Here is a 24,729-nt window from a genome sequence, read left to right as displayed (position 1 = left end):
GGCACGCAGCAGAGAGTCATGTTCTTTGGGGACACGCACCAGAGAGTCATGTTCTTTGGGGACACGCACCAGAGAGTGCATGTCCCCGAGTACTGTTGTATAAATGAGTGTAAGTGTGTCGATTCCGGTTATTCTATGAGAGCTGGTGAAATATGCATGTCAGTATAATCGGTATTGCATTCCTTGGAACTCTCACTTTAAGTGCGATTTTCACTCCCGCTGTACGGCGTATCGCTTTAAGAACCAATGTTGTTGACAGACCCGGATCCAGGAAAAGGCATCTGCTTACTACACCCCTGCTCGGAGGTCTTTCGATTTATCTCGCATTCGGCATTGTTCTTTTGGCGGGTATGATTATCTTGAAAGATCCATCCGGTAATATGACTTCTCTTGGCTGGAAACCACTCTGCCTGCTTGTAATTCTTGGCGGTGGATTGATGGCGTTGGTTGGCCTTGTGGATGATATACTCGGATTATCTCCTGTTCTCAAGCTTGTATTTCACACTTTTGCCACGCTTGTTGTAGGGTTCATTTTTGTTGTTAAAGGAACCCTGCTCAATATTTTTCTGACAGGCAGCAGTCTTGCCTGGCTTGCAGCTCCACTCACGGTGTTATGGCTTGTCGGAATTACGAATTCTCTGAATCTTCTTGATCATGCGGATGGCCTTGCAGCCGGATCGAGTGCCGTTGCCGCGATATTTTTCATGATTATCAATCTCCTGTCAGGTAATTATCCTGTAGCCTTAATTAGTGCTGCGCTTGCCGGAGCTTCAGCCGGTTTCCTGATTTTCAACTATAATCCTGCGTCCATTTTTATGGGTGATTGCGGAAGTAATATGCTGGGTTTTGTGCTGGGTATCATTGCTGTTCTCGGTGTTTACACGCCTGAGGGTTCCATTCGTGAGATAGCTGTGCTCGCTCCACTGCTTGTGCTTTCCATTCCTCTGGTTGATACAGTGTTTGTACTGAACTACAGAAGGAAGACAGGCAAGCCTCTCTTTAGCGGAGACAGAAATCATCTTGCTCACCGTCTGATGAGAATCGGACTCTCTCATAGCCAGGCTGTAAAGGTTTTGATTGTGATTGCTATACTTATGGGAATCCTTGCCCTTCTTCTGCCTACACTTAAACCTTATCAGGCTGTATTGGTACTGGCTCACGCTCTCGGGCTTATCAGCCTCCTGTCATTCTTCATCAGCCGCGCAGAGAAGGTAAAAAAAGAATGAAGGATATTCCAAGATCAGTTATAACAGTAATCGTAGGCCTGATTATTCTGGGATCCATATTCTTGATTTACACGAACAGCAGAAGCAGTATTCTTATAAAGGAACAGTTTGCAGTTGCCGGGTCGGCTCTTGTTTTGTTTGTCACTGCGATTATTCTGATCTCCGGAAGAAAAATAGCGGCGAACAGACTTACTCTTCCATTATGTCTTTCCTACATCCTTCTGATCGGATGGGTGATATTTCGATTTTACACAGGATCCAGATCCGTAAACGCCATGAAGATGATATACAGTCTTATCGCCCTTGGCGGACTGGCTGCTGTAATCTCGATGACGTTTACCAGATCCAGCAGGGATATGATTCTATGGATTCTCGTGAGTGCTTCCGTTCTCCTGTCAGTATACGCTATGGTGCAATCTCTCGGTTTCATGATATTTCCATGGGACAGCGGATTGACTATGCAGGCAAGAAGCTCTGGAACCCTGGGCAACGCAAACCTGCTGGGAAGTTTTGCTGTAGCAATGCTTCCTGTTGGCGCTGGATTCCTTCTCGGCAGAGAAAGACTCGCTAAGATCCGAATTCCCGTTGTGCTTATTTTTGTTGTACTATGTTCTGGTGCCCTGATTGCAAGCAAGACCCGCGGAAGCCTGATAGGTTTGTTTGCCGTTGCCGCATTTGCGCCATTTGCACCGTTCATAAGGAAGAACAAACGTCGATTGATACTTGTCAGTCTAATGCTTCTTGTACTGATAGTCGGTTCTATCTTCTTCATGCAGAACAGGATGGAAGAATTAACAGATACAGAAAGCGGTGGAACCTTACAGGTTCGAAAACTCATCTGGTCCGGTTCTCTATCCCTGATTGCCATGAATCCTGTATTCGGCCTTGGACCGGGGTCTTTTCAGATAATGTTTCCACAATTCAGGGATCCTGAATATTTTACTCTTGGTGTTAGTCATAATACACTGCATTCACATTGCGAGTATCTGGAAATCCTTGTGGATATTGGTATTATCGGTTTTCTATTATGCGTAACGGTTGCCTTTTTCTTTATCAGAATACTACATCGAAAAAGGAAAACCCTCATCCAACCTTCGGAGAACATAACTTCGTACAGTGAGGACTGGACAGTACTCGGACTTTACGGAGGTGTTATAGCTCTGCTGTCGGAAGCAGCTGTTTCTGTTGCTCTTCGGTGGCCACCGTCCGCGATTCTGCTTGCCATACTGCTCGGGCTTATTCTTGCGTCTATCCCGGCAAGGTGGAATCTGATGAAAGGGAAAGTAAAAGCTGGCGCTGTTATGGTTCTATCCATTACTGCTGTCATTCTGGGTTGTGTTGCTTTTCCATATTACGTCGCATCAATGAGATCCGGAAGACAGCTGTTCATAGGCAAGGATATGTATCTGACGAAGATCCAACCGATAATGAACGATATTGTGAATACTGCTTCAGCCTGGAACATCTCCAGAAATGATGAGGACGCAGGAAGGGCTCTGTATTACTATGATACTGCCGTTCAGCTGGCGGACAGTTCAATTTCATGGTGTTCGAAATGTGTTGAGACTAATCCTGATGAACTCGGCGGGTGGTATGCTCTCGGAAGCTCTTATGTCACCAGAGCTTTACTGTGCAAACCGCTATCAACTCCGATGATAAACATTATGCATATGAGCGGAAGAGTTCCTTTTGATCTTGAAGAGGCGGATCGATATGTGAATCTTGGACTTGCCGCCTACGATTCTCTGATGAAAAGAGCACCGAATTATGCTGAGGTACATCATAATATCGTACTGATCCGGACAAATCTTGGCGACACGAACGGCGCTCTGGCTTCAATGAGAACCGCATGGAGACTTCATGCTCACAACAGAGATAAATACATAAGACAGTCATTCCTTCTGGCTCCGCTTACTGAAGAGACAGGTGCATGTCATCTCCAATGGCTTGGAATGATCGGAGATGAAGATCTGTTCAGTACAATGACAGATTTCAAAAGAACAAGATACATTCAGATATTGCTGTTTTATACCGGAAATACTTTTCTGAAACATCCGGATTCAGCTGACAGCTTGTTTCATGCGTTCTCAAGCATCTCTGACAGTCTCGTACCGTCTGTCACGAATGAACTTAGAAGCGGAATGGAATTTCAGCTGAGAGAGCTGGAAAATGGACTGGAAATAATACAGAGAATGAATTCAGGTGATACTTCAGGTTTGATGGATGAACTCAGTCAATTTGCTCGGGAAGATATTGAAATACTCCCCGCACAGTTCACTGCTATGGGTCTGCTTCTTGCGGAGAAAGGAGAAATGGAGGGAGCAAGAATACTGGAGAACATATTACGGGATTATATTATCTATGGCAATTATAATAATATGATCGTCTGGCCTGGTGGCCCCGTAGATCTCTTCATAGCGCTTAACAGTATGCTGCTCTCTTCCGATCTGGAAACGCCCGAACAGAGAGAGCTGTTTTTAGATAGTGAAAGCCTGGCTCTTATCCTGGACAGATATGTGTTCGATACAGTGAGTTTTGTTAACTCAACCCCTGGCTTCAAAGAAAATGTTCCATCTTATTTACAGGATTTCTTCAGCAGCATCTGGAAAGAAACAGGTGGCCCTTTGTATTGCTATTCGAACAGTATGCTGCACGATGATTCATTATCTGTTGTAATCAGAGACGGATCACTTCTGGAAGGAGCATATTCCGGGTTAACGCAACTGGAATTGGAAAACCCGGATAATCCTGAAATACAGAAGCTTAAGATAGCATGGCTCTATATTCTGTTTGTTTCATTCTACTACGAGAATCCAACCTTCTCATCCGAACAGACAAAATATATCGCAGATGGTTTAAGGAGTTCAAGGGGCAATCTTGTGGAACTGATTGGTGAGACGGAAACAAGGTATCAGATAGGAAGTATGCTCGACGGTATGGATGCGGTTGTGAACAGCCTGCACAATCCGTTATACGGTCAAGTCATTGAAATACTTAAAACAGATCTTGTGATGGGCCGGATCTAGCCCGCATAAATCACCAGCCATCTGCTGCAACACCACATATGCAGGCGTCTACTTCGTTATGTTCATACATCCGTCCTCAATGCTTTTCGGGGACACGCAGCAGAGCCTGCATGTCCCCGAGCCTCCGCGCAAGCCTCGTATCCACCAGCATCTGTGGCGTTTCGCTACGAAGGCTGGTGATTTTATGCAGACTAACTGCCGCTACTTGCCACAGATGCATATCCAAGCTAGATTTAACTACCGAGTTCTCGCTTATGAATTTGAAGATTCACAAGGCGGTTGCATCCGCCTTTTATTTTTATATGTGGCTGGGGTATGAATGGAAACTGCGAATCTTGATGGGGTTCTTAGAAAACTGGTTGCCGGGGAAGAACTTATGCTTGTTGATCTGACCCTGACTAAAGTTGGCAGAAGTCACATAATCAGAATTCTTGTTGATTGTCAGGGCCGCGTTACTATCAGCCAATGCGCGAGATTATCCAGGAAAATTAAGGATACTATTGACACGGATATGCTTCTAAAAGGAGAAAACTACCGACTTGAGGTCAGTTCTCCCGGTGTGGGAAGACTTCTTCACACAGAGGTCGATTGGAATAGAACAATCGGCAGGAAGCTGGGTATTGAACTGGACGATGAAGTAATCGTTGACTGGCTCGAGCATTACGATGATGGAATACTGACTTTCAGAAGCGGGAGAGTAGTTGCTGTTGATGCAATCAGGAAGGCTCTTGAGGTTCTGGAATAAACAATACATTAGATAAGAGAGCAAGGAGTAAAAAGTGCCAGATAACTACCAGAGAATAGAAGCCCTGGCCGCAGTGATCAGGGAGAGCAGGGGAGCAAATCAGGAACTCCTGCTGGAATGGTTAAAAAGAGCTCTGGTTGAAGCCACAGAGCTGGAATACGGTTCTCCTCAAAATATAAGTGTAACCTGGAATCAGAGAACAGGTGATGTAAACGTTGTTACTCTGAAAGTTGTGGTAAAGGAAGTTGAGGAGAACAAAGAGCATTTACAGATCACAAGGAGACAAGCAAGAAAGTACCAGCCAGATGCTGAACAGGGCGATACGGTTGAGGTGCCGGTAGATTTCGACAATTTCAGCCGCTCCTCCGTTAATGTTTTCAGGCAGCAATTCCATACACTCGAACGCTCTGCTGAGCGGGAACAGGTGTATAAGGAGTATTCCAGCCGTATCGGACAGCTGATTCCAAGATGCGTTGTACAGCAGGTTTACAGGAACAGAGTCAATGTTCGCGTTGCAGGACAGATTGAAGCTGTAATCCCACCAGAGGAAAGAGCAAGAGGTGAGCGATTTGAACATGGGGATACAGTTCTCCCTGTTCTGGTAGAAGTACAAAGCCCGGAAAGCAGCGAACCTCAGCTTGTCCTGTCAAGAGCAACGCCTCTGCTGATCAAGAGATTATTTGAACGAGAAGCTCCGGAGATTGACGAAGGTATTGCTGAGATCAAGGCCATTGCGAGGGAAGCCGGGGTTAGAACAAAGATTGCTGTTACGAGCAATGATATTAGAGTTGACGCAGTGGGCACCTTTGTAGGAATGAAGGGGATGAGAGTCCAGTCTGTTATGCGGGAACTGAACAGTGAGCGTATTGACATCATTCCATGGACGATTGATAAAAAACTGCTTGTTACAAATGCGCTTCTTCCGGCAACTGTTCTTCGTGTCGAGATGAGAGATCGGCTCAATGAAGATACCGGAGAGAATGAAAAAGTAATGGTTGCTACTGTTCCGGATGATGAGGTCGGCAGAGCTAAAGGCAAGGGCGGTCACAATGTCCGGCTTGCAGGACAGCTTGTGGGTTACAGGATCGAGATTGAGGAAAAATCGTTGTGGGAGGATCAGAAACGTTGGGATGATATGCTCATAATCGATATCTCTGAACTCACATGCGTGAATGATAAACTAGCCGAGAGATTAACGAGAGCCGGTTTTGATTCTGCAGCAAGGCTTATCGAAGGCGTTGAGAAAAGGATACTCGAAGTCGAGGGAGTAGGTCCTGTCAAGCTGAAATCCATGCTGAAAGAAGCGAAAATACTTGTTAAGAAAAGACATGAATTTGTGAAAATTGAGAAAGAGAAGAGTGAAATACTTGAGGCTGAAAAAGAATTCATTGATGAAGATAAGAAAGAATTTAAAGAATAATAGCCTGAAGGAGAATTAGGAAGATACAGGCAGATTCACTGAAGCGTAATATATTTTAGTTATTTCCTCTTAAGGAATTTTTGATATTGACCAATGATGGAAGCGGGTGATCCCTTGGCTGAGAAAAGCAGCGGGAATAAGATGAGAGTGTATGAGCTGGCAAGGGAACTTAACCTGTCAAGTGAAGCCCTCCTGAAGGTTCTTGAAGAGATGAAAGTATCTGTTAAGAGTCATATGAGTTCAATGACTACTGAAGATATTAATAGAATACGGGTCAGGTTTGATAAAGAAAAAATCGAAGCTCGTTCAAAAACCGCTTTGAAGAAACGCAAGAAGAAAAAAAGGCGTAAACCTCGCATAACTGCGGAAGCAGTGAAAACGGTGCGTGATACTCTCGCCAAGATTGACTCTGGCACAGGAAAAGCAAGGCAGAAAAAAAGAAAGAAATACAGAGAGGAAAAGCAGGAACGCCAGATAACTGAGGATACCGGTCCAGAGGAGACCGTACTAATACGAATAACAGAGTATACAAGCCCTTCTGAACTGGCCGAAATGATGGATCTTCCTTTGAGCAAGGTTATCGGTAAATTCATGGAACTCGGTGTGATGGCTACAGCAAATCAGAGGCTTGACGTTGAGACCATTTCGCTTGTGGCTGATGAATTCGGATTCGAAGTGGAAATGGTTGAGAGTTTTGGCGCAGAGGAGATTGAGAAGAAGCGCGTAAGCACAGATGGAACAGAAGTACCCAGATCACCGATTGTCACCGTTATGGGACATGTTGACCATGGCAAGACAGCTCTTCTGGACAGGATAAGATCCACAAATGTTCTTTCAACGGAATCAGGTGGAATAACACAGCACATTGGTGCGTATATCACAAATCTTGCTGATGATCGAAGGATTACATTCATCGATACTCCCGGACATGAGGCTTTCACAGCCATGAGAACAAGGGGCGCCAGAGTTACTGATATTGTAATACTTGTAATCGCCGCCGACAGTCGGGTCATGCCTCAGACGGAAGAGGCCATTGATCACGCAAGAGCAGCAGGAGTTCCAATTGTAGTAGCGATCACCAAGGTTGATCTGTCGACAGCGAATACTGATTTCATTAAGAAAGATCTGGCTGCTCACAAGATACTTGTTGAAGAATGGGGCGGTGATATCCTCTGCTCCGAGGTTTCTTCAATCACAGGTGAAAATATTGATGATCTGCTTGAGAAGTTGATGCTTCAGACAGATATGCTTGAGCTGACCGCATGTCCTGACAGACCTGCGAAAGGTACAGTTCTGGAAGGTGAGATCGATCCCCGAAGTGGAATTGTTGCCAATATTATCGTTCAGGACGGTACACTCAGGCTTGAGGATTATTTCATAGCAGGGCGCTTCAGCGGTAGAGTCCGAGCGATGTATGATGAAAACAATAATGAGATTGAAGAAGCAGGCCCCGGTGTTCCCGTACAGATTCTAGGATGTTCATTCGTTCCGGACGCAGGAGAATCGATTGTGGTGGTTGATTCCGAACATGAGGCCAGGAAAGTCACCCGAATACGTCAGCTGGTTCAGCGTGAAAGAGATCTTCATGCAGGCAGAAAGGTTTCACTTAAGGATTTCTGGCAGAAATCCGAAGAAACAGAGGGTGTACTCAATCTGATTATCAAGGCAGATGTTCAGGGGACAGCGGAAGCCATAGTCGATACACTGTCAGGGCTCGGTAACGACGAAGTATCCGTTAACATCATCAGAAGCGGAGCAGGTGGAATATCAGGGAATGATGTCAATCTTGCCGCGGCCTCAAACGCGGTGATAATCGGTTTCAGAGTTCGTCCGGATGCAAGAGCGCGTGAAGAAGCTTCAGCTCTGGATATTGAGATTGCTACATTCAGTGTGATTCATCAGGTGGAGGATACTGTGACCAAAGCTCTCTCCGGTCTTCTAAAACCTGAAGAGAAAGAAGAATTTCTTGGTTCAGCGGAAGTCAGAGATCTCTTTAAAGTTCCCAAAATTGGTGTTATTGCCGGATCATATGTTGTCAATGGCGTTATCAGAAGAAATGCGCGAGTTCGCCTTGTCAGGAATGGTGTTGATTTATGGTCAGGCAGTATCAGCTCTCTGAAGCGATTCAAAGAAGATCGCAAGGAGGTTAAAGCAGGTTTTGAATGTGGTATCGGTCTTTCGGGATACAACGATATCAAAGTTGGCGATGTTATCGAGTCTTTCGAGATATTATCGGTATCCCGGGAACTCTGAATGGCGGGAAGTTGAAATGAACGAGAGAAAAATAAGAAGGCTCTCCGGTGATATCCGACGGATACTTGAGGAAACAATTATTCGGGATGTTTCTGACGATAGACTCCAGAATATACTGATAACAAGAGTGAAACTTGCTCGTGACGGATCACATGCTACAGTGTTTTTCGAGACAACAGGTTCAGAAAATGATTCAGAAGATGCCTGTAAGGCAATGAAGTCAGCTGCCGGATTTCTCAGATCCAGGCTGGCGGATGGAATCAGGATGCGGACTGTGCCAGTACTTTCCTTTGTGCATGATTCATCCGGGAAAGACGGAGATAAAGTCCTTGGTATCATGAAGGAACTGGACAACGATTGACATTTTCTGACATCTGCGGTGCAGCATACCTGCTGGATAAATCAAGCGGTATTACTTCAAGAATGGCAACCTCGTCAGTGGCCAGTGCCTGGGGTTTCAGAAAGTACGGGCACGCTGGAACTCTCGATCCTGATGCTACAGGACTTCTGATAGTACTTATGGGGAAAGCCACAAAATTATCCAGGTTTATCACATCAGAAGAGAAGCGATACAGCTTCGGAATTGAGTTCGGAATCAGAACGGATACAGATGATACAACCGGGAATATTCTCGAAAGGAAATCTGCAGAGCATATAAGTCGGAAGGATATTCAGAGTATTCTTAAGAGATATACGGGAAACATCACCCAGAAAGTACCCAGTTATTCCGCTGTGAAAGTAGATGGTGTCAGAGCTTATAAGACAGCAAGGAAAGGTTTGCTTCCTGATACGCCGGAGAAGAGAGTTTGCGTAACTGACTGGGAACTGATGAAATATGAGAACAGTAAAGTACACCTTGCGGTTACAGTCAGTTCAGGGACCTATGTAAGAGCCCTTGCAAGGGACATCGGGTACGATCTCGATTCCTGTGGGGCCGCGTTCGATATCAGAAGGCTTTCCATCGGGAGCTTTGATATCGAGAGAGCGTCACGCGAACCGGATAATCCTGAGTCAATGCTTTCTATGACTGCTCTTCTGAATGCATATGAGAGCGTTGTTCTGAGCGATTCGGATAAGCGCCTTGTATCCCATGGCGCAAGGCTTTACAGTACGCTCACAGGTACAGTTGTTCTGCTTGATAAGCAGGACAGACTGGTGGCAATGGCAGAGGGGGATGGCTCTTCATTGAGACCTCTCTGCGTATTTATAGCGGATTGAAGATATGACACTGGCAATCGGCAGTTTCGATGGGATACATATGGGTCATGAAGTGGTGATAAGGGCAGCGCTGCTGAAAGACCGAAACGCGGGTGTTGTCTGTTTCGAGCCGGTGCCTCGTCAGTATTTCGGAAAAGGATCGTGGTCAAGACGTCTTACAACTTCATTTGAGAGAGCAAAAATATTACGCGAGTTGGGAATAAAGAAGATTCTCCTGTATCCTTTTGATAATATTACGGTAAATATGGAGCCTGAGGTCTTTCTTGAGGATCTTTATGCAAGGGAGCAGTTTTCACGACTTGTTGTTGGTTACGATTTCCATTTTGGCAGAGAGCGGAAAGGCACGGAGCATTTTCTCAAGCAATGGTGTACTTCAAGAAGAATTGATACTATTATTGTACCTCCGCTGAAGACCGGAGATGTACCTGTTAAAAGCGAAAGAATCAGAAATCTTCTCGAAAACGGTGATGTTCGTCAGGCTGAATTGCTGCTTGGCAGAAAATATTCAGTTACCGGGGTCGTATCGAGAGGCAAAGGAGTGGGACGCAGATTAGGTTTTCCCACTGTAAATGTCAGGGTTCCATTCTGTAAATTGCTTCCGGAACGCGGAAGCTATGCCGGAATTGTAACCCTTGATGAAAGTGACAGGCGAATGCCTGCAGCCGTATTTGTTCCGGGAAACGCCACCGGTCCGGTTGAAGCTCATCTGATCAACCGGATAGAGAATATGTATGGCTGCGGTATGACCGTCAGCTTCTGCTCGAGGCTGAGAGGTATAGCATCACCTGATTCCATGGGTGAGTTATCAGACCTTATAGCAGAGGATGTCAGAGATGTTAAGAAACTTGCTGAAGAAGAAAAATGGATGGAGGATCCAGAAAGATGAGTATCACCGCCGATAAAAAGGCAGAACTTGTAAAAAAATTCGGAGAAAAAGAACAGGATACAGGTAAGTCTGAAGTTCAGATAGCGATTCTGACAGAAAAGCTTAAGAACCTTACCGAACACTGTAAGATTCACAAAGATGACCATCACAGCAGAAGGGGACTTTTGAAGATGGTCGGTAAGAGGAGAAAACTGCTCAATTACTTGAGTAAAAAGGATATTGAGCGGTACAGGACAATAATAAAAGAACTCGGATTGAGAAGATAGCAACTCAACCGAATTACCGGCACACTGAAAACACATTTGAAACTCAAACAAAGTGATGCCTGTAAGAATAATTTCTGCAAAACCGCAGGGATTAAGAAAAGAAGAGATGGTAAAAGAAAAATGTCAAATGTAGTGAAATGTGAAATAGCCGGAAGAACGCTTTCGATCGAGACAGGTCGTATGGCAAAACAGGCCCATGGTTCAGTGTACGTTACATATGGAGGTTCTTCTGTTCTTGTAGCGGCAACTTCAGGTGGATTGAGAGATCTGCCTTTCTTCCCGCTTACGATAGAGTACCGCGAACGAACCTATGCCGCGGGCAAGATCCCGGGCGGCTTCTTCAGAAGAGAAGGTCAGCCACAGGCAAAGGAAATTCTTACAGCCAGACTGATAGACAGACCCCTCAGACCTCTGTTTCCATCGGAATACATGGAGGAGACCCAGGTTTACTGTCTGGTGCTGAGTTCAGATGGTCAGAACGATCCGAGTCTGCTGGCGATGGTTGGAGCTTCCGCCTCATTGCTGATATCAGATATTCCCTGGGATGGACCCGTATCATCAGTGAAAATCGGAAGAATCGATGGAGAGTTCGTAATAAATCCCACAATGGAGGAACAGGAGAAAAGCGAGCTGGATCTTATTGTAGCCGTGAAAGGCAACGATGTAGTTATGCTTGAGGGCTCTACGGACCAGCTTTCTGAAGAACTGGTCATGGAGGCAATCAAACGAGCCGCTGAAGCAGCAGCCAGGATAAATGAGCTGCAGGCTGAACTTCAGGGTCTTGCAGGCAGGGAAAAACGTAAGCCTGAAATCGCAACTGCTATTCCTGAGGATCTGCAGGGAATAATTAATGAAATTGCTTTTCCGGAGTTCGAGAAAGTATATGGAAACGGTGTAAAGAACGTTCTTTCAGAAGTAGGAGAGCTTGCTGTAGATAGTGCTCTTGAAAAACTTGCAGGCAAATACGAGCAACTGGATGATGAAGTACAGCTTCGAAAAATTATTTCAAATGCCGTTCATGACGCGGAGAAGGCATTTGTTCGACAGAAACTGCTTGTTGACCGCAAGCGCCCTGATGGTCGTGCCGAGAGCGATGTACGCAAGATTACATGTGAGGTCGGTGTACTGCCGCGTCCTCACGGTTCCGCACTGTTCACCAGAGGAGAAACTCAAGCGCTCGTCGCTGTCACTCTTGGCGGCGCGAGAGATGTACAGCGAATCGATGCCTTAATGGGCGAATACACCAAGGATTTCATGCTTCATTACAATTTCCCTTCATTCAGTGTTGGTGAAGTCAGACCGGCTCGTGGACCCAGCAGACGGGAAATCGGTCATGGTCATCTTGCTGAGATGGCGCTTTCTCATGTGATGCCGAAGGAAAAGGAAAAATTCAATTACACGGTAAGAGTGGTATCGGATATTCTGGAATCGAATGGTTCTTCCAGTCAGGCCACGATTTGCGGAGGCTCACTCAGCCTGATGGATGCCGGAGTCCCGGTATCAGATTCTGTAGCAGGTGTCGCGCTTGGTCTTGTAACTGATGGGAATGATTACATTATTCTCTCAGACATCGCAGGTGTCGAAGATCATCTCGGTGATATGGATCTGAAAATAGCGGGAACAAGAACCGGTGTCACAGCGATACAGATGGATCTCAAAGTTGAAGGAATATCGCTTGGTGTTCTTGGGGAGGCTATGCAAAGAGCCAGAGAGAACAGGATCTTCATTCTTGATGAAATGGACTCAGTCATCAGTGAACCGCGTGATGCTTTGAGTGAGTATGCTCCAAGAGTATACACGATTTCGATCGAAAAGGATATGATCGGTAAACTGATAGGTCCGGGTGGGAAGAATATCCGTGCGATAACGGAAGAAACCGGCGCGGATATTAATATTGAAGATGACGGTACGGTCGTTATCCTGTCGGATGACGCCGAAGCTGCTAACAGAACTCTGGAATTGATCGAACTCTCAACAGGGAAACCAAAGCTTGGTCAGATATACGACGGTGTTGTTGTTAATATCCTGAATTTCGGAGCATTTGTTGAAATAATGCCTGGAACTGACGGACTGGTTCATATCAGTCAGATCAGCAAAGATAGAGTTGAGAACGTGGATGATGTTCTCAAACGGGGACAGCAAGTAAAAGTCAAGGTTACCGCTATCAAAGATAACGGCAAGATTGATTTGACAATGAAAGATGTTGATCAGAAAAACTGAAACATCTTCGCCTGAGTGATGGATTGTTCTGCAGGATGGGGAACATATGGGAATAGAAGTATTGCTTGAAGTACTTGAGCATGCGCGCGATCTTCCCCTTCCTGCGAGAGCGACTCGAGGATCAAGCGGTGTGGACATGATGGCTGCCATTTATTCACCACTCGTAATAGATCCGGGAAAGAGAGTTCTCATCCCGACCGGTCTCAAGGTGTCGATACCCCGCGGGTATGAATGGCAGATCAGACCCAGAAGCGGCAACGCCTTGAAATACGGCGTAACTGTGCTGAATTCTCCAGGTACGATTGATTCGGATTACAGAGGTGAGGTTCAGATCATTCTGGCTAATCTGTCGGATGAACCTTTTCTGGTGGAACGCGGTGACAGAATAGCCCAGGCAGTTCTTGCTCCTGTCGCCTGTCCTGTACTCAAAGCTATTGAGAAATTGCCTGACACTGAAAGGGGTGACGGAGGGTTTGGCCATTCCGGGAAATAAGAACATGCAATTCCTGATTATCCCAGTTATACTGCTGCTGATACTCGGTGCGGCGTGCAGCTATGGTTTTCGAGGAAGCCTTCCGGAACACATTCAATCCGTTAAGATCACTCCGATCAGAAGCAGGGTGACGCAGTACGGTCTTGAACAGGATATAACGTCCAGAGTGATTGAAATGATGGTAAGGGATGGAAGGCTTGCCGTAGTTCTGGATGGACAGGATTCAGAGATAGAGGGAACCGTTGCGGCATATTCAAGAACACCTTATTCCTACACATCCTCTGAAGAGGTGGAGGAGTACAAACTTGAAATAAGAGTTGAAATAACTTTCATTGATCTTCTGAGGGAAACGGATATAATCAGTAATGAGAGTATAACAACATGGCTGGTTTATAACCCCGATACAGAGACAGAGACCGATGCAAGAAACAGACTTCTGGAAGAGGCAGCGAAAGATATAGTCAGACGATGCCTTTCAGGATGGTAGGGAATTATGCTGGAATTATTGAAACGTAGGAACAACCTGTACGCTATTCTTCTGACGATTCTGATTCTTGTGGTCAGCGTCGCGATCAAATACGCTGATGTGTTATTCATGACTCCATCAAGAGTTCAGAGCGAGCTAAATGAAGTATATGAGGAAGTCGCAAATATTTATCCACGACCCCGCCGGCCAGCGGAATTCCTTATAAAGTGGGGAGAGTACCGGAGTTCAGATGAGTGTTCTAATGCGGTATATCAATCAATCCTATACAGTGGAACCGGATTCGATGGTAACATATACGTTGTATGCTATCCTGATTCAATTGAATTTCCAGGGCTTCCCACGTTTCGCCGTCAATTCAGGATAGAAAAGCTCATGGAGTAGCAGAAATGGGAATTATCGGTGACTGGCAGGAAAAACATCCTCGGAAAAGCGGGAATGCCAGAACATTTTTTTACCTTCTTCTACTCCTGCTTGTTATCTTTTTGATATTCAAAGCTGAAACATTTGTAGGCGGGTTTTCCCGAATATTTTTCCCGCCGGATTCTACATCATTTGAGAATGGCAGCGAGTGAACCCGTCAGTATTCGATGCCCATGTTGATACACTTCTTAAACTTCCGAATGCTGTGAGTTTTATTCAAGGGAATGAAGTAACACATGTTGATCAGCCCAGAGCGAAGCGCGCCGGTGTTACTCAACTTCTGACCGCGGTCTGTGCTGAAGCTGCAAAAAACCAGATGACCGCCTTTCACTATGGGATTTCTCTTTACAGAGAGGTTAAGGAGATATCCTCAATAGAGCTTCTGCTGTTGCTGGAGGGCTGTCAACCCCTGATGGAGATTGAGAACAGAGAAGAAATAATTCAATTATTATCTTTTGCTTCTCTTACCTGGAATGGCGCGAATTCTCTAGGGGGTGGAATCGGCACGGATACAGGGCTCTCAGCAGCGGGGAAGAACATGGCTTTGCAGCTTCATGATGCAGGAGTCATTCTGGATGTATCACATCTTTGTGATCAGTCGAGAATGGATCTGCTCTCGCTTGGCATCAGAACTGTTGCCACACATTGCAATTGCAGAAGTATTCTGGATATTCCAAGGAATCTTCCTGATGACGATATTCGGGAAATAGCCAGCTCCGGCGGAGTTATAGGAGTAACATTTGTTCCTGATTTTCTCGGGAAGGATGCTTCAATTGGGACTATTGCGGATCATCTTGAGCATATTATTAAGATCACCGACATTTCGCACGCAGGTATGGGAAGCGATTTTGACGGTACAATAAATCTTCCTGCAGGAGTGCGTGACTGTTCGGTATGGCCTGAAATATTTGAGCTTCTGGATAAAAGAGGATGGGATCAGAAAAGCATAGAAGCTGTTGCCGGTGATAACTGGCGCAGAATAACGATGGAAAACTGAAGAGGAGACCCGGATGCGAATCATTATACTGAATCTACTGATACTTGCTTCTTTAGCCGTCGCGCAGACTCCATTTGAGTTCGCGGTAGTTCAGGATCTCATACAGGGAGAACCTTTTGTAAGCGTACTTAGAATTCAGATCACCAGAGGAGTGCCTGAAACAGGGAGAACTCAGCTCGAACTGACTACCAGGGCAGGAATGACACTGGAAGGCGAGAACAGTGTATATCCTGATTCGTTGAGCGCTGTAAATCTGGAATTCTCAGGACTTCTTGAATACTCCGCCAGTATTCCACTATCCACCATCGATAGAGTATTCAGTGTGATCCAGGACTGTCTGAATCGTTTTCCCGGAATGAGGATTACGGATCTGGCCCTTGATGTAGTTGGTGTGGATGACATGAGCTGGATCGGAATAAGATGTTCCATCTCAAGCATTGATAGTGTTCTTAACGGTTCTCTGGACCAGCTGGACTTATGGCGGTCAGCTGAACTCAGGGAGTTTGAAGTTGGAACTGCAGGATTTCCAACGTTACTCCGAAGACCGGGAATCCCTGATTACTATTTGAATGAGGATGTACCTGATCCGGCTCCGGTACTCGATGTATCCGATTCCGTTCATCCATGGAAATCACTTCTGCTTCCGGGGTGGGGACAGATTGACAGCGGAAGAGGTTTCGGCTGGCTGAATATTGCCGTGGAAGCAGGCGGAATCGCTCTGCTGGTATCGGGCGAGAAGGAAACCGGGATTGCAGTTCTTGGAGTTAATCACATTATCAGTTTCATTGATCTTTTATAGGAGTCTGTCCAAAATTATCGGATACACTCTAGCATATAAGAAAGGAATAATCCATTGAGGAGACTCAGAACGATATTGAAAATCTGTCTTATCGCCAGTATCCTGATCTGGACTCTGGGCTTTCTTCTGGGCAGTTCCAGGGGATTCACCTGGGCTCTGGCAGGCCTTTCTTCGTTCCTGATACCTGTTTCCGGTGTTGGATTGATATTTATGCAAATATCCGGCATCGGCGCGCCGCCTCAGGAAATTCGCCGTAAAGCAGGTGACACACTTAAGTGTATCGAGTGCGGTCGTCCTTCAGTGCCAGGTTCCAAATACTGCAGATATCATCTGGATATCAAGAAAGAGGAGGAGCGGCGGGGACAATTTTAATGCCCCGGAGCAGGAAGCTATCGTCGTATGTTCTAATGGTTATTCTGATGCTGACTGTTCTGATTGCCGTACTGATTCGTGCGATTACTATACAGAAGCAAACTGAACTTGTTGAGATGCGCAGAAGAACTCCGGTTCTGGGTACATATGCGACGTACGTAGTTATTGCGCAGGAAGAATCAGCAGACAATATCCTGGGCGCAATGGATTCACTTGCCAGGCATCTTGATTTTGAGCTGGGTGTGTTCAGTCAGGGAGAAGTATCTTTATTTAACAAACGCGGTTATGCATGCATCTCTGAAATGTCCACTGATCTCCGGCATCTTCTGGAAGTCTCATTCCTTATTGCCTCTGTAACGGATTCACTTTTTGATCCCTCAATTGGAGCTCTCGTAAACGTGTGGGGATTTCCGAATGATCCGCATATTCCGGACAGTCTTTCAATTGAAAATGCCCTTTTCGTATCCGGCCTGAAAAATCTCGCAACCTCCGGAGATACAATCCGACTGAATCCAGGGACACTCCTGGATTTTGGCGCTATAGCGAAAGGATATACGGCGGATCGAGTCTTTGATCTTGCTGTGAAGCGTGGCGCATATGCTGTTCTGGTTGAGATCGGAGGGGAGATTCGCTGTGGAGGTGATCCTGAAACTGGAAGGATCTGGAGGCTTGCCGTAAGAAATCCAAGACTGAATGAGATTCAGGAAATGATCATGCTTGAAAATGGCGCGGTCGCCACTTCAGGAGACTATGAAAGCTGTATATTCGAAAATGAAAGACGGTTCTGTCACATTCTTGATCCCCGTACCGGATATCCGGAAACAGGAGTGGCTTCGGTGACCGTTGTTGCCGACAGATCCGTGATTGCAGACGCGCTGGCTACAGCTATTGCGGTAGGGGGAACAGATATTGCATCCTCAGTACCTGATTCGCTCTTCAGTTTGATTATTGTAATTATGGAAGATGAAGCCGGGAATCTGCTGGAATGGAAAAGGGGGGAAGTGTGAGAAAGCCCGAGTGGTTCGAGAAGGACGGGGAAAAGTGGAGATGCCTGCTCTGTCCCAGAGGGTGTACCTGGGACGCTGATTCTACTTCGATCGGGTTCTGCAGAGTCCGGGGCGTTAAAAACGGAGTTCCATACCTTCCCGGATATGGGGGATGCGTATCACTTTCGATCGATCCGATTGAGAAAAAACCGCTGTACCATTTTCTTCCCGGTTCATCAATTTTTTCAACCGGTCCGGCCGGATGCAACATGAGCTGTGATTTCTGTCAGAACTGGTCGATCTCCCAGAAAAATAACGTACCTGTAAGATATGTTTCCCCGCCTGATCTTGCTTTAATGGCTATGAGCAGCGGGAGTGTCGGAATAGCCTATACATATACAGAGCCTTCAATATGGTACGAATACATTTACGATTCAGCACCACTTGTCCGGGAAAAGGGCGGTGTCTCGGTCATGGTCTCAAATGGAATGATCAATCCGGAGCCTCTCAGGGAGCTGATCGGAATAATCGATGCCTGGAATATCGATCTTAAATCCTGGTCGGATGAGTTTTACACAGAACACTGTGCCGGATCACTGCCGACTGTTCTCAATACATTAAAAATTCTGGCTGACTCCGAATGTCATCTGGAGGTCACATTTCTTGTTATTCCGGGTGAAAATGATATTCCTGATGAATGGAAAAAAATGGCTGACTGGCTCGCGCATGAATGCGGTGACGATACAGTGCTTCATATTTCAAGATATTTTCCCAGGTACAAGCTGAAGAGCCATCCTACTCCCGTTGAGACACTAATCCACGCAAAGGAAGTATTCTCTGAGAAACTCAATTTTGTCTATCTCGGGAACGTGGGGCTGGACAGCGGGAATATTATTTGTCCATCCTGCTCCAATCTATGCGTGAGCAGAGCCGGTATTGAAGTAAATACTGACGGCATGAACAAAGGCTTATGCAGGGTGTGCGGTCGCGACCTGAATCTTATTTATGAAATCATCAGATAAGGATATCCCGTTCTTCCGCCTGACAGATCTTCTCATACTGTTGATCGCGGGTCTGGTTCTTCTAGTGCTGCATTTATCAAACAGCGCTCAGGATTCAGACGGACTTCTGCTGGTGATTCACACCGCCGGAAACACTGAATATCTGCCGCTTGACCGGGATACTTCCTTCAGAGTGAATGGAAACATGGGACAGCTGGAGATACAGATTGACAGCAGCAGAGCCAGAATATCGGAATCTCCATGCCCCGGACAGGACTGCGTCAGAAAGGGGTGGCTGACATCAGCCGGGGATCTGGCAATATGTGTCCCTTCAGGTGTATTCATCTGCATTGAAAATGAATCCTCTGAAGGAGAATCCCCTGACGCGATTACATACTAATCTGTACCATATTCACTAATATTAAATGTGATACCGGATATTTTTCAGCTGGCCCAGCCTGATCCGTTGCAGCCACCGCATTTTCCGTGTTCCTCAAGAACTTCGTTGTAAATTTTGCCGGTTCCCTTGCATCTTCCGCAGGGTGTCGCAGGTTCCGGCACATTGATGTGGCCATCGCCTCCGCAAACATCGCAAGGGGAATCTCCGATGCCATCAATGCCTGTGCCTTTGCACCAGGCGCACTTAACAAGTGCCATTAAAAGCTCCCTTCATCTCTTGCATTATTCACTGTTCTATCTTATGCGGTGAATGCCAGTTAGGGAATATCACCGGGCTTCAGGCAGATAAATTCCGACGTATCGTCAGACTGTAATTATGTCCTGAAGAACGTTCCAGAGCCTTCCAACCGATAGAATTGTTACCAGAGCTGACAATAACAAGAGCAGACCGGGAATGTCAAGCAAATGAAGGGCTGATAAACTCACAAAACTGCTTACTGATGCATATATATATCCCTCGAAGAGTGCATGAAAGTATGTGTTGTGAGCAGATCAAAGCAAGGCTTGAAATCGAATTTCTTATTGTTAGCTGAAACCTTCTACGCCCTTAGACATAATGGTTGGACCACACAACCAAACGGTTATATATCGTTAGTAGTTGCTAAACGATAACCGTACAGAAGGGTGGTCCAACCATTATGTCTAATTTCATAGCGGAGGCAATAAGGCCGCCGGATTTGAGTCAGCCGGTTACATCAATGAAGAATTCCTGTGCCTGTATCTGACCTGAAGTATATTGAAAAACATTCTCATAGAATCCCACAATAATCTGACCTTTCCTCCATCAACATGATGCCATGAAACGGGACACTCCTTAATTTTGTATCCCATCATCCGGGCCAGGTAGAGGAACTCCAGATCAAAGCCGAATCCTTCAATCTGCACTCTTGAAAATACAGGTTGGATCACTTCGCGTTTGAATATTTTGAATCCGCACTGGGTATCGCAGATATCCCTGAAAAGGAACAATCGAACAAAAAAATTGAAGACAGAACCAATATATTCTCTGTACCATCGTGTAACCAGAACCTGATCGGAATCATGTAACACCCTTGAACCGATGAAGATATCGTAGCCTTCGTTACGGATATAATCCAGGTTCTTCTCAATCTCATCCGGCTCTACAGATCCGTCTGCATCCATGAACAGGCAGAAATTACCCTGAGCCTTAAGCAGTCCCTTCTTTACGCTGTAACCTTTGCCTCTGTTCATCTTTGATTTAAGCACATGGAAGTATTCGAACTGATCTTCATATTGAGCCGTGATACCGATCGTGTCATCGGTAGAACAGTCATCCACAACGATTACTTCATAAGTAAGTCTGCTGTTTCTGCAGTACGTGGCGAGTTTATCAAGGAAAATACCCAAACGGTATTCCTCATTGTAAGCCGGGATGATTACCGAGACATCTATGCTGTTGATCATACTCTCTTCTCTGGAATTCTATCAGCTAATACAGCAATATACAACTGTTCTATGGAGTGCGAGTCCTGTCAAGTATCCAGACTGAATCGTCCTCAGTGAATCCGGGGAAATATTGAGTATAAATACTGTCATAGAAATCTCTGTCTGTACCTTCGAAAAGCCATCTATGGTAGATGATCACATCGGTATTGTCCGGTATCTCCGGGAACTCCGGTATATCCGCCAGAAAATCCGGCAATCGCGATAGATGAGCGTATTGACGTGAATAGCCTGATGCAGTCTGGAAGAGTGCGTATCGTCGTACATTTCTATCACACGGAACCTCAAGAATTGTGCTCTCACAAGATATATCGTAACATACTTCGGGTATCTCCGGTAGTAGACAGGGTAGTGTCAGCACTGTCAATTCAAACAGAAGAAGAAACATGAGAAGAGCTCTCAATCGATCTTTCATCATTGAAAATGCCATTCCCGCGCCTACAGCGGCAAAAATACCGCCAAGAATTGCGAACCGCGAAGGGGCTCGTATTCCGTTGAGAACAGGGATACTCTGCATCAGTCGAAACGGCAGCGGAATTCCCAGCGGTCTGCCGAATATGCGAAGCTCAGGGCCAAGGCTCAGGAGGAACAGTACAAGAACGACAGCAGCGAACCTCCAGCGTTTCTTCTTCCAGATTATGATCGCGAAGGCTGCAAGTATAACAAGACCCGGTGTAACCACACCTTCATAAGTATTCGGCATCCATGATACTTTCTGTTGAAGTCCGGTAACTTTTCCCAACAGACCGAATGGAGATGGAAGAATAAATGATTGAGGTTCAGCTGACCAGTAAATAGCATTTCTCCAGTGCATTACTGGAGATCCGGCGTCACCTGGTGAGGTTACGACAAATGCTCCGAAAAGAATCATTACCGTGATCACCACAAGGACGAGCATAGAGGTTCTTCTCCAGTCCGCACGGATGATGAATACTGTCGCGATTACTCCGATGGCAACGAACACTGCATGAAATGGACTCTGAAACGCTGCTGCCAGCATAGCTGCCGCAAATCCGAGGAAATATCTCCGTTTCCTGTCCTTAAGGTATTCTCGGCAAAGCCACAGTGCGGCGATTAATGCCCAGCAGTTGGAGATCTGATAGTGCTGCAGGAGGTGAGCCGTTCGGGAAGGAAGCCAGACCAGCGCAAGAGCTGAAAAGAGAGCGCCGTATATGTCAGCGCCCCATGATCTGGCAAGCAGCCAGCCGAACAGCCCTGTGAGGAGAGTGCCAAGAAGAAGCGAGAGATTTAATGAGAGAACCGGATCATAGTTGCTTATTCCTGTGGCAGCGAAAAGATAAGTATCAAACCATCCGATATGGTGGTAAACCAGGGAAATTCCGGTGGGAGGATATATCAGATCGCAGTATCTGGGATCAATCCCCTTATCAAGCGCATTAGAAACCCACCAGAAATGCCATACATGGTCATAAACGTCTGAATCGTTCTTTACAGACGCATCGGGCATAGGATCACCGATGATCCACTGCTGATGATGCAGGAATACCCTTCCGTAGGGGAGAAGAAGCAGGAAAAGTGAAATAAGAATGATAGCAGCAAACGAGAATTTTGATGCTGAACCGGGTGTTGTATTCTCATCCTCAATAAACAATGATTCTCAGCCCCTTTCCCGAATAGTGCATGTGATCCCTTTTTCATGCCGAAAGCGAAAATACCAACGAATATCAGTTCTGTCAAAGCTAACCCGCTTATTAAGGATATATGGGTACATGACAATGGTTCGGATGTAACGGTTTATGCTGCTACCTGCGGTGCGGCAGTGTTTCATATTTAGTTGAGCGAGCTGGGAATTGAGATTGAGGATGACTATCATAATCCGATAGATCCAACGGGTTTCGCTCTGTACGAATCGCGGCCTAATCCCGCAGCTTCAGACGCAACCATTCGCGCTACCTGTAGAGAACGAATTTTCCGGTCTGTGAGAATTCATCCCCGACATGGAAATCACAGAGATAGACTCCTGAGGCTATATCCTGATCGGACATATCAGAGGATTCCCAGGTCACCGAATGATCTCCAGCTGCCTGAGTCTCATTCACTACTGTATCAACAAGACGACCACACAAATCAAAGACACGAAGCACTACAACTTCATTCTCTGTAATTCTGTAAGTGAATGCTGCTCCCGCAGTGAACGGGTTCGGGTAATACAGATAAGAACCATTGCTCCGACCAAGTGTTTCTTCGATCCCGAGGGGATACAGCGTGATATCAGCCGGCGCTGTCAGACTGTCCTCAGTGCTACTGTACAGAGTAAGTTGAAGGTCGTACTCACCCTCGTTCATTCCTGATGTATTCCATGTGGCAATGATCTCATTGTACGCCTGACTATTCGATTCCACGATCACTGTCCAGTCCGAACTACCATTTTCAGCCCAGGAGACAGTGTATCTGTCGAATACCACAGGATTGTATTCTCCTGTATCCATCCATGCGGAGCCTGTAATATCAATACTGTCGTCAATCTGTCCGGATAATGGCCCGTCTATCGAGGTTACCATTACAAGAGCGGTATCCAGCGCATAAGGTTCGTATTCAAAATATGAGTTGACTGCCAGGATAGCAGAATGATCATGAGCGATATTTGTAGACTGATAAGGCCACATGGGTGTAACGGAGGAGTTCGTAAGCAGCATTGTTCCCCTCTCGAAGGAAGATATGAAAGCAAGGCTGGTTCCATCTGCAAACGAGACAAAGGCGCTGTCCGTTACGCTCAGGCATATCGTAGCACCGTCATGAACGCAATTCGTGGCATAGGTTTCAGAAACGCCTCTTCCAATCAATTCACCGAAGATACTGGAATCAATATTGAATATTGTGTTTTCCATCGGATACCAGTTCCACCAGTAAACGTAAGTGTTGTTGTATTCAAGCAGTCTGTCTTCCAGAGGAACCAGCAGATGTGAGAAATAACTGTTGTTCTCAATATTCTGAATATTGACTGTATTGGAACCTGGTATTCTGACGCATGAGCCTCTTATTACAGAGTTGTTTATCGTAACTGAGGAACCAGGCTGAGATTCTAGAGACCACCAGCACCTGCTGCACTGATCGACAATGAACGTAAAACCTATCCCGTCAACACCTGGTGTGCTTTCGGAGAATTCGAAATGCTCGACATAATCCGGATCCGGAAACTCGATATCAATAATGGAACCGTCACAGGTTTCCAGCCATGGCATGAGTGTATCGCAACTCGTGAAATGAACAAGGCAGGAATCGTCAACCATAATATCCCCAACGTGATCCACATCTTCCAGTATCAGTGTTGCCCTGTCGAAAACCTTTCTGAATGTCCAATCCGGGAAATCCGTGCGTACGGCTGTATAGATGCAATCGTCATGCAGCTGAGCGTAGTGCATTACACCGTTTGCGTCCACGGTTGCGTCAGAAGCTTCGAACTCGGAACTGCCGATAAGAAATACATAATACTGACCCACATAGAACTGATTGAAGTGAAGCCAGGCGTTGTTTCTGAAAACAGCCTTCCCCTGATCCTGAGCCCAGACATGTCCGGAAATAGTCAGCTTTGCGTCATCAACAATAAGAACTCCATCTCCGTAAATGATGATATTTCCATCCTGCGTGAAATCCTCATCGATGAGCAAAGTGTCCTGCCCCGGCCCTATATAGATGTCTCCTCTCAGAATGAAATATTCCTGAACTCCTCCATGCGCAAGTGAAACCACAATGACTGACAGGAATAATAACTGCTGCATTTCAATTCCTCCCTGCAAACGATAGGAAAAGGACTTAAACAAATTCGGGCATAAGTATCTGAAACCTATTTATTTATACTATATGAATTGAGTATTAACAATTCGTAACATTTTGTAACTGTGCTGAATGATGCAGAACGAATGTGATGGCGAGAGCTTTGATATTTTAACAATATCAGGCAGAATTCTGACATGAAACCCATACCACACAATCCTGTGCATGGTATGGGTTTTCTTACTGTTCGTGAATT

Annotated in this window: 24 protein-coding genes; 20 read left to right on the top strand and 4 right to left on the bottom strand. The window is 45.8% G+C overall.

The features are described from left to right. The first annotated feature begins 152 nt into the window (after nt 1-152). The 20 genes from K8R76_08970 (at nt 153) to K8R76_08875 (ending at nt 19,215) form a co-directional block, all read left to right on the top strand. Entirely contained in the window at nt 153-1,226 is a 1,074-nt protein-coding gene (locus tag K8R76_08970) for an undecaprenyl/decaprenyl-phosphate alpha-N-acetylglucosaminyl 1-phosphate transferase (GenBank protein ID MCD4848309.1), read from the top strand. Continuing rightward, the gene (locus K8R76_08965; GenBank protein ID MCD4848308.1) at nt 1,223-4,252 is read left to right on the top strand and encodes an O-antigen ligase family protein; all 3,030 of its coding nucleotides are present in this window, start codon (nt 1,223-1,225) and stop codon (nt 4,250-4,252) included. The genes K8R76_08970 and K8R76_08965 overlap by 4 nt, the downstream gene beginning before the upstream one ends. A gap of 319 nt (nt 4,253-4,571) precedes the next feature. Then, a complete protein-coding gene (locus K8R76_08960) occupies nt 4,572-4,997 on the top strand; it encodes a hypothetical protein (protein MCD4848307.1) in 426 nt (141 codons plus the stop codon). A 34-nt stretch (nt 4,998-5,031) separates the two neighbouring features. Next, nucleotides 5,032-6,417 carry a transcription termination factor NusA gene (nusA, locus tag K8R76_08955; protein MCD4848306.1) on the top strand — a complete coding sequence of 462 codons (1,386 nt, stop codon included), beginning with the start codon at nt 5,032-5,034 and terminating at the stop codon, nt 6,415-6,417. 114 nt (nt 6,418-6,531) lie between these two features. Further along, entirely contained in the window at nt 6,532-8,670 is a 2,139-nt protein-coding gene (gene infB / locus K8R76_08950; GenBank protein MCD4848305.1) for a translation initiation factor IF-2, read from the top strand. A 16-nt stretch (nt 8,671-8,686) separates the two neighbouring features. Next, nucleotides 8,687-9,031, top strand: coding sequence for a 30S ribosome-binding factor RbfA (gene rbfA / locus K8R76_08945; protein MCD4848304.1), 345 nt, complete (start codon nt 8,687-8,689; stop codon nt 9,029-9,031). Further along, nucleotides 9,028-9,888, top strand: a complete 861-nt coding sequence (gene truB, locus K8R76_08940; protein ID MCD4848303.1) for a tRNA pseudouridine(55) synthase TruB — start codon at nt 9,028-9,030, stop codon at nt 9,886-9,888. Before rbfA ends, truB begins: the two co-directional genes overlap by 4 nt. A 4-nt stretch (nt 9,889-9,892) precedes the next feature. Continuing rightward, nucleotides 9,893-10,774 (top strand): hypothetical protein, encoded by an 882-nt coding sequence (locus tag K8R76_08935; protein ID MCD4848302.1) that lies wholly within the window; start codon nt 9,893-9,895, stop codon nt 10,772-10,774. Continuing rightward, a complete protein-coding gene (gene rpsO, locus K8R76_08930) occupies nt 10,771-11,040 on the top strand; it encodes a 30S ribosomal protein S15 (protein MCD4848301.1) in 270 nt (89 codons plus the stop codon). Before K8R76_08935 ends, rpsO begins: the two co-directional genes overlap by 4 nt. A gap of 120 nt (nt 11,041-11,160) precedes the next feature. Next, the gene (pnp, locus tag K8R76_08925; protein MCD4848300.1) at nt 11,161-13,260 is read left to right on the top strand and encodes a polyribonucleotide nucleotidyltransferase; all 2,100 of its coding nucleotides are present in this window, start codon (nt 11,161-11,163) and stop codon (nt 13,258-13,260) included. 46 nt (nt 13,261-13,306) lie between these two features. After that, entirely contained in the window at nt 13,307-13,753 is a 447-nt protein-coding gene (gene dut / locus K8R76_08920) for a dUTP diphosphatase (GenBank protein MCD4848299.1), read from the top strand. Between the two features lie 4 nt (nt 13,754-13,757). Beyond that, on the top strand, nt 13,758-14,240 hold the full coding sequence (locus K8R76_08915) for a hypothetical protein (protein ID MCD4848298.1): 483 nt from the start codon (nt 13,758-13,760) through the stop codon (nt 14,238-14,240). 6 nt (nt 14,241-14,246) lie between these two features. Next, nucleotides 14,247-14,621, top strand: a complete 375-nt coding sequence (locus K8R76_08910; GenBank protein MCD4848297.1) for a hypothetical protein — start codon at nt 14,247-14,249, stop codon at nt 14,619-14,621. A gap of 5 nt (nt 14,622-14,626) precedes the next feature. Then, nucleotides 14,627-14,812 (top strand): hypothetical protein, encoded by a 186-nt coding sequence (locus K8R76_08905; GenBank protein MCD4848296.1) that lies wholly within the window; start codon nt 14,627-14,629, stop codon nt 14,810-14,812. Next, entirely contained in the window at nt 14,809-15,657 is an 849-nt protein-coding gene (locus K8R76_08900; GenBank protein ID MCD4848295.1) for a membrane dipeptidase, read from the top strand. The genes K8R76_08905 and K8R76_08900 overlap by 4 nt, the downstream gene beginning before the upstream one ends. Before the next feature lie 13 nt (nt 15,658-15,670). Beyond that, nucleotides 15,671-16,456: a hypothetical protein gene (locus tag K8R76_08895; GenBank protein ID MCD4848294.1), complete on the top strand. Its 786-nt coding sequence runs from the start codon at nt 15,671-15,673 to the stop codon at nt 16,454-16,456. Between the two features lie 75 nt (nt 16,457-16,531). Continuing rightward, entirely contained in the window at nt 16,532-16,828 is a 297-nt protein-coding gene (locus K8R76_08890; GenBank protein ID MCD4848293.1) for a hypothetical protein, read from the top strand. Further along, the gene (locus K8R76_08885) at nt 16,828-17,835 is read left to right on the top strand and encodes an FAD:protein FMN transferase (GenBank protein MCD4848292.1); all 1,008 of its coding nucleotides are present in this window, start codon (nt 16,828-16,830) and stop codon (nt 17,833-17,835) included. Before K8R76_08890 ends, K8R76_08885 begins: the two co-directional genes overlap by 1 nt. Beyond that, nucleotides 17,832-18,836, top strand: coding sequence for an AmmeMemoRadiSam system radical SAM enzyme (gene amrS, locus K8R76_08880; protein ID MCD4848291.1), 1,005 nt, complete (start codon nt 17,832-17,834; stop codon nt 18,834-18,836). The genes K8R76_08885 and amrS overlap by 4 nt, the downstream gene beginning before the upstream one ends. Then, the gene (locus K8R76_08875) at nt 18,820-19,215 is read left to right on the top strand and encodes a NusG domain II-containing protein (GenBank protein MCD4848290.1); all 396 of its coding nucleotides are present in this window, start codon (nt 18,820-18,822) and stop codon (nt 19,213-19,215) included. The genes amrS and K8R76_08875 overlap by 17 nt, the downstream gene beginning before the upstream one ends. A 44-nt stretch (nt 19,216-19,259) precedes the next feature. On the opposite strand, the gene K8R76_08870 is transcribed toward K8R76_08875, so the two are convergent. From K8R76_08870 to K8R76_08855, 4 genes are all read right to left on the bottom strand, one after another. Next, complete coding sequence (locus K8R76_08870) at nt 19,260-19,472, bottom strand: transcriptional regulator (GenBank protein MCD4848289.1); 213 nt, start codon at nt 19,470-19,472, stop codon at nt 19,260-19,262. 492 nt (nt 19,473-19,964) lie between these two features. Then, complete coding sequence (locus tag K8R76_08865; GenBank protein MCD4848288.1) at nt 19,965-20,699, bottom strand: glycosyltransferase family 2 protein; 735 nt, start codon at nt 20,697-20,699, stop codon at nt 19,965-19,967. 49 nt (nt 20,700-20,748) lie between these two features. After that, nucleotides 20,749-22,350: a hypothetical protein gene (locus K8R76_08860; GenBank protein MCD4848287.1), complete on the bottom strand. Its 1,602-nt coding sequence runs from the start codon at nt 22,348-22,350 to the stop codon at nt 20,749-20,751. Nucleotides 22,351-22,648: 298 nt separating this feature from the next. Then, nucleotides 22,649-24,478, bottom strand: coding sequence for a T9SS type A sorting domain-containing protein (locus tag K8R76_08855; protein ID MCD4848286.1), 1,830 nt, complete (start codon nt 24,476-24,478; stop codon nt 22,649-22,651). Between the last annotated feature and the right edge of the window lie 251 nt (nt 24,479-24,729).

This window comes from Candidatus Aegiribacteria sp., from assembly GCA_021108435.1.
Classification (GTDB): domain Bacteria; phylum Fermentibacterota; class Fermentibacteria; order Fermentibacterales; family JCC-6; genus Aegiribacteria.
Note: the sequence above shows the minus strand (reverse complement) of the source record. Positions and strands in the feature narration are given on the sequence as shown.

Excerpts from the sequence above, each read along its gene's own strand:
- K8R76_08970 (MCD4848309.1), top strand. The coding sequence starts at position 153 with ATGCATGTCAGTATAATCGGTATTGCATTCCTTGGAACTCTCACTTTA.
- K8R76_08965 (MCD4848308.1), top strand. The coding sequence starts at position 1,223 with ATGAAGGATATTCCAAGATCAGTTATAACAGTAATCGTAGGCCTGATT.
- K8R76_08960 (MCD4848307.1), top strand. The coding sequence starts at position 4,572 with ATGGAAACTGCGAATCTTGATGGGGTTCTTAGAAAACTGGTTGCCGGG.
- rbfA (MCD4848304.1), top strand. The coding sequence starts at position 8,687 with ATGAACGAGAGAAAAATAAGAAGGCTCTCCGGTGATATCCGACGGATA.
- K8R76_08935 (MCD4848302.1), top strand. The coding sequence starts at position 9,893 with ATGACACTGGCAATCGGCAGTTTCGATGGGATACATATGGGTCATGAA.
- rpsO (MCD4848301.1), top strand. The coding sequence starts at position 10,771 with ATGAGTATCACCGCCGATAAAAAGGCAGAACTTGTAAAAAAATTCGGA.
- pnp (MCD4848300.1), top strand. The coding sequence starts at position 11,161 with ATGTCAAATGTAGTGAAATGTGAAATAGCCGGAAGAACGCTTTCGATC.
- dut (MCD4848299.1), top strand. The coding sequence starts at position 13,307 with ATGGGAATAGAAGTATTGCTTGAAGTACTTGAGCATGCGCGCGATCTT.
- K8R76_08915 (MCD4848298.1), top strand. The coding sequence starts at position 13,758 with ATGCAATTCCTGATTATCCCAGTTATACTGCTGCTGATACTCGGTGCG.
- K8R76_08910 (MCD4848297.1), top strand. The coding sequence starts at position 14,247 with ATGCTGGAATTATTGAAACGTAGGAACAACCTGTACGCTATTCTTCTG.
- K8R76_08905 (MCD4848296.1), top strand. The coding sequence starts at position 14,627 with ATGGGAATTATCGGTGACTGGCAGGAAAAACATCCTCGGAAAAGCGGG.
- K8R76_08895 (MCD4848294.1), top strand. The coding sequence starts at position 15,671 with ATGCGAATCATTATACTGAATCTACTGATACTTGCTTCTTTAGCCGTC.
- K8R76_08885 (MCD4848292.1), top strand. The coding sequence starts at position 16,828 with ATGCCCCGGAGCAGGAAGCTATCGTCGTATGTTCTAATGGTTATTCTG.
- K8R76_08875 (MCD4848290.1), top strand. The coding sequence starts at position 18,820 with ATGAAATCATCAGATAAGGATATCCCGTTCTTCCGCCTGACAGATCTT.
- K8R76_08870 (MCD4848289.1), bottom strand. The coding sequence starts at position 19,472 with ATGGCACTTGTTAAGTGCGCCTGGTGCAAAGGCACAGGCATTGATGGC.
- K8R76_08865 (MCD4848288.1), bottom strand. The coding sequence starts at position 20,699 with ATGATCAACAGCATAGATGTCTCGGTAATCATCCCGGCTTACAATGAG.
- K8R76_08855 (MCD4848286.1), bottom strand. The coding sequence starts at position 24,478 with ATGCAGCAGTTATTATTCCTGTCAGTCATTGTGGTTTCACTTGCGCAT.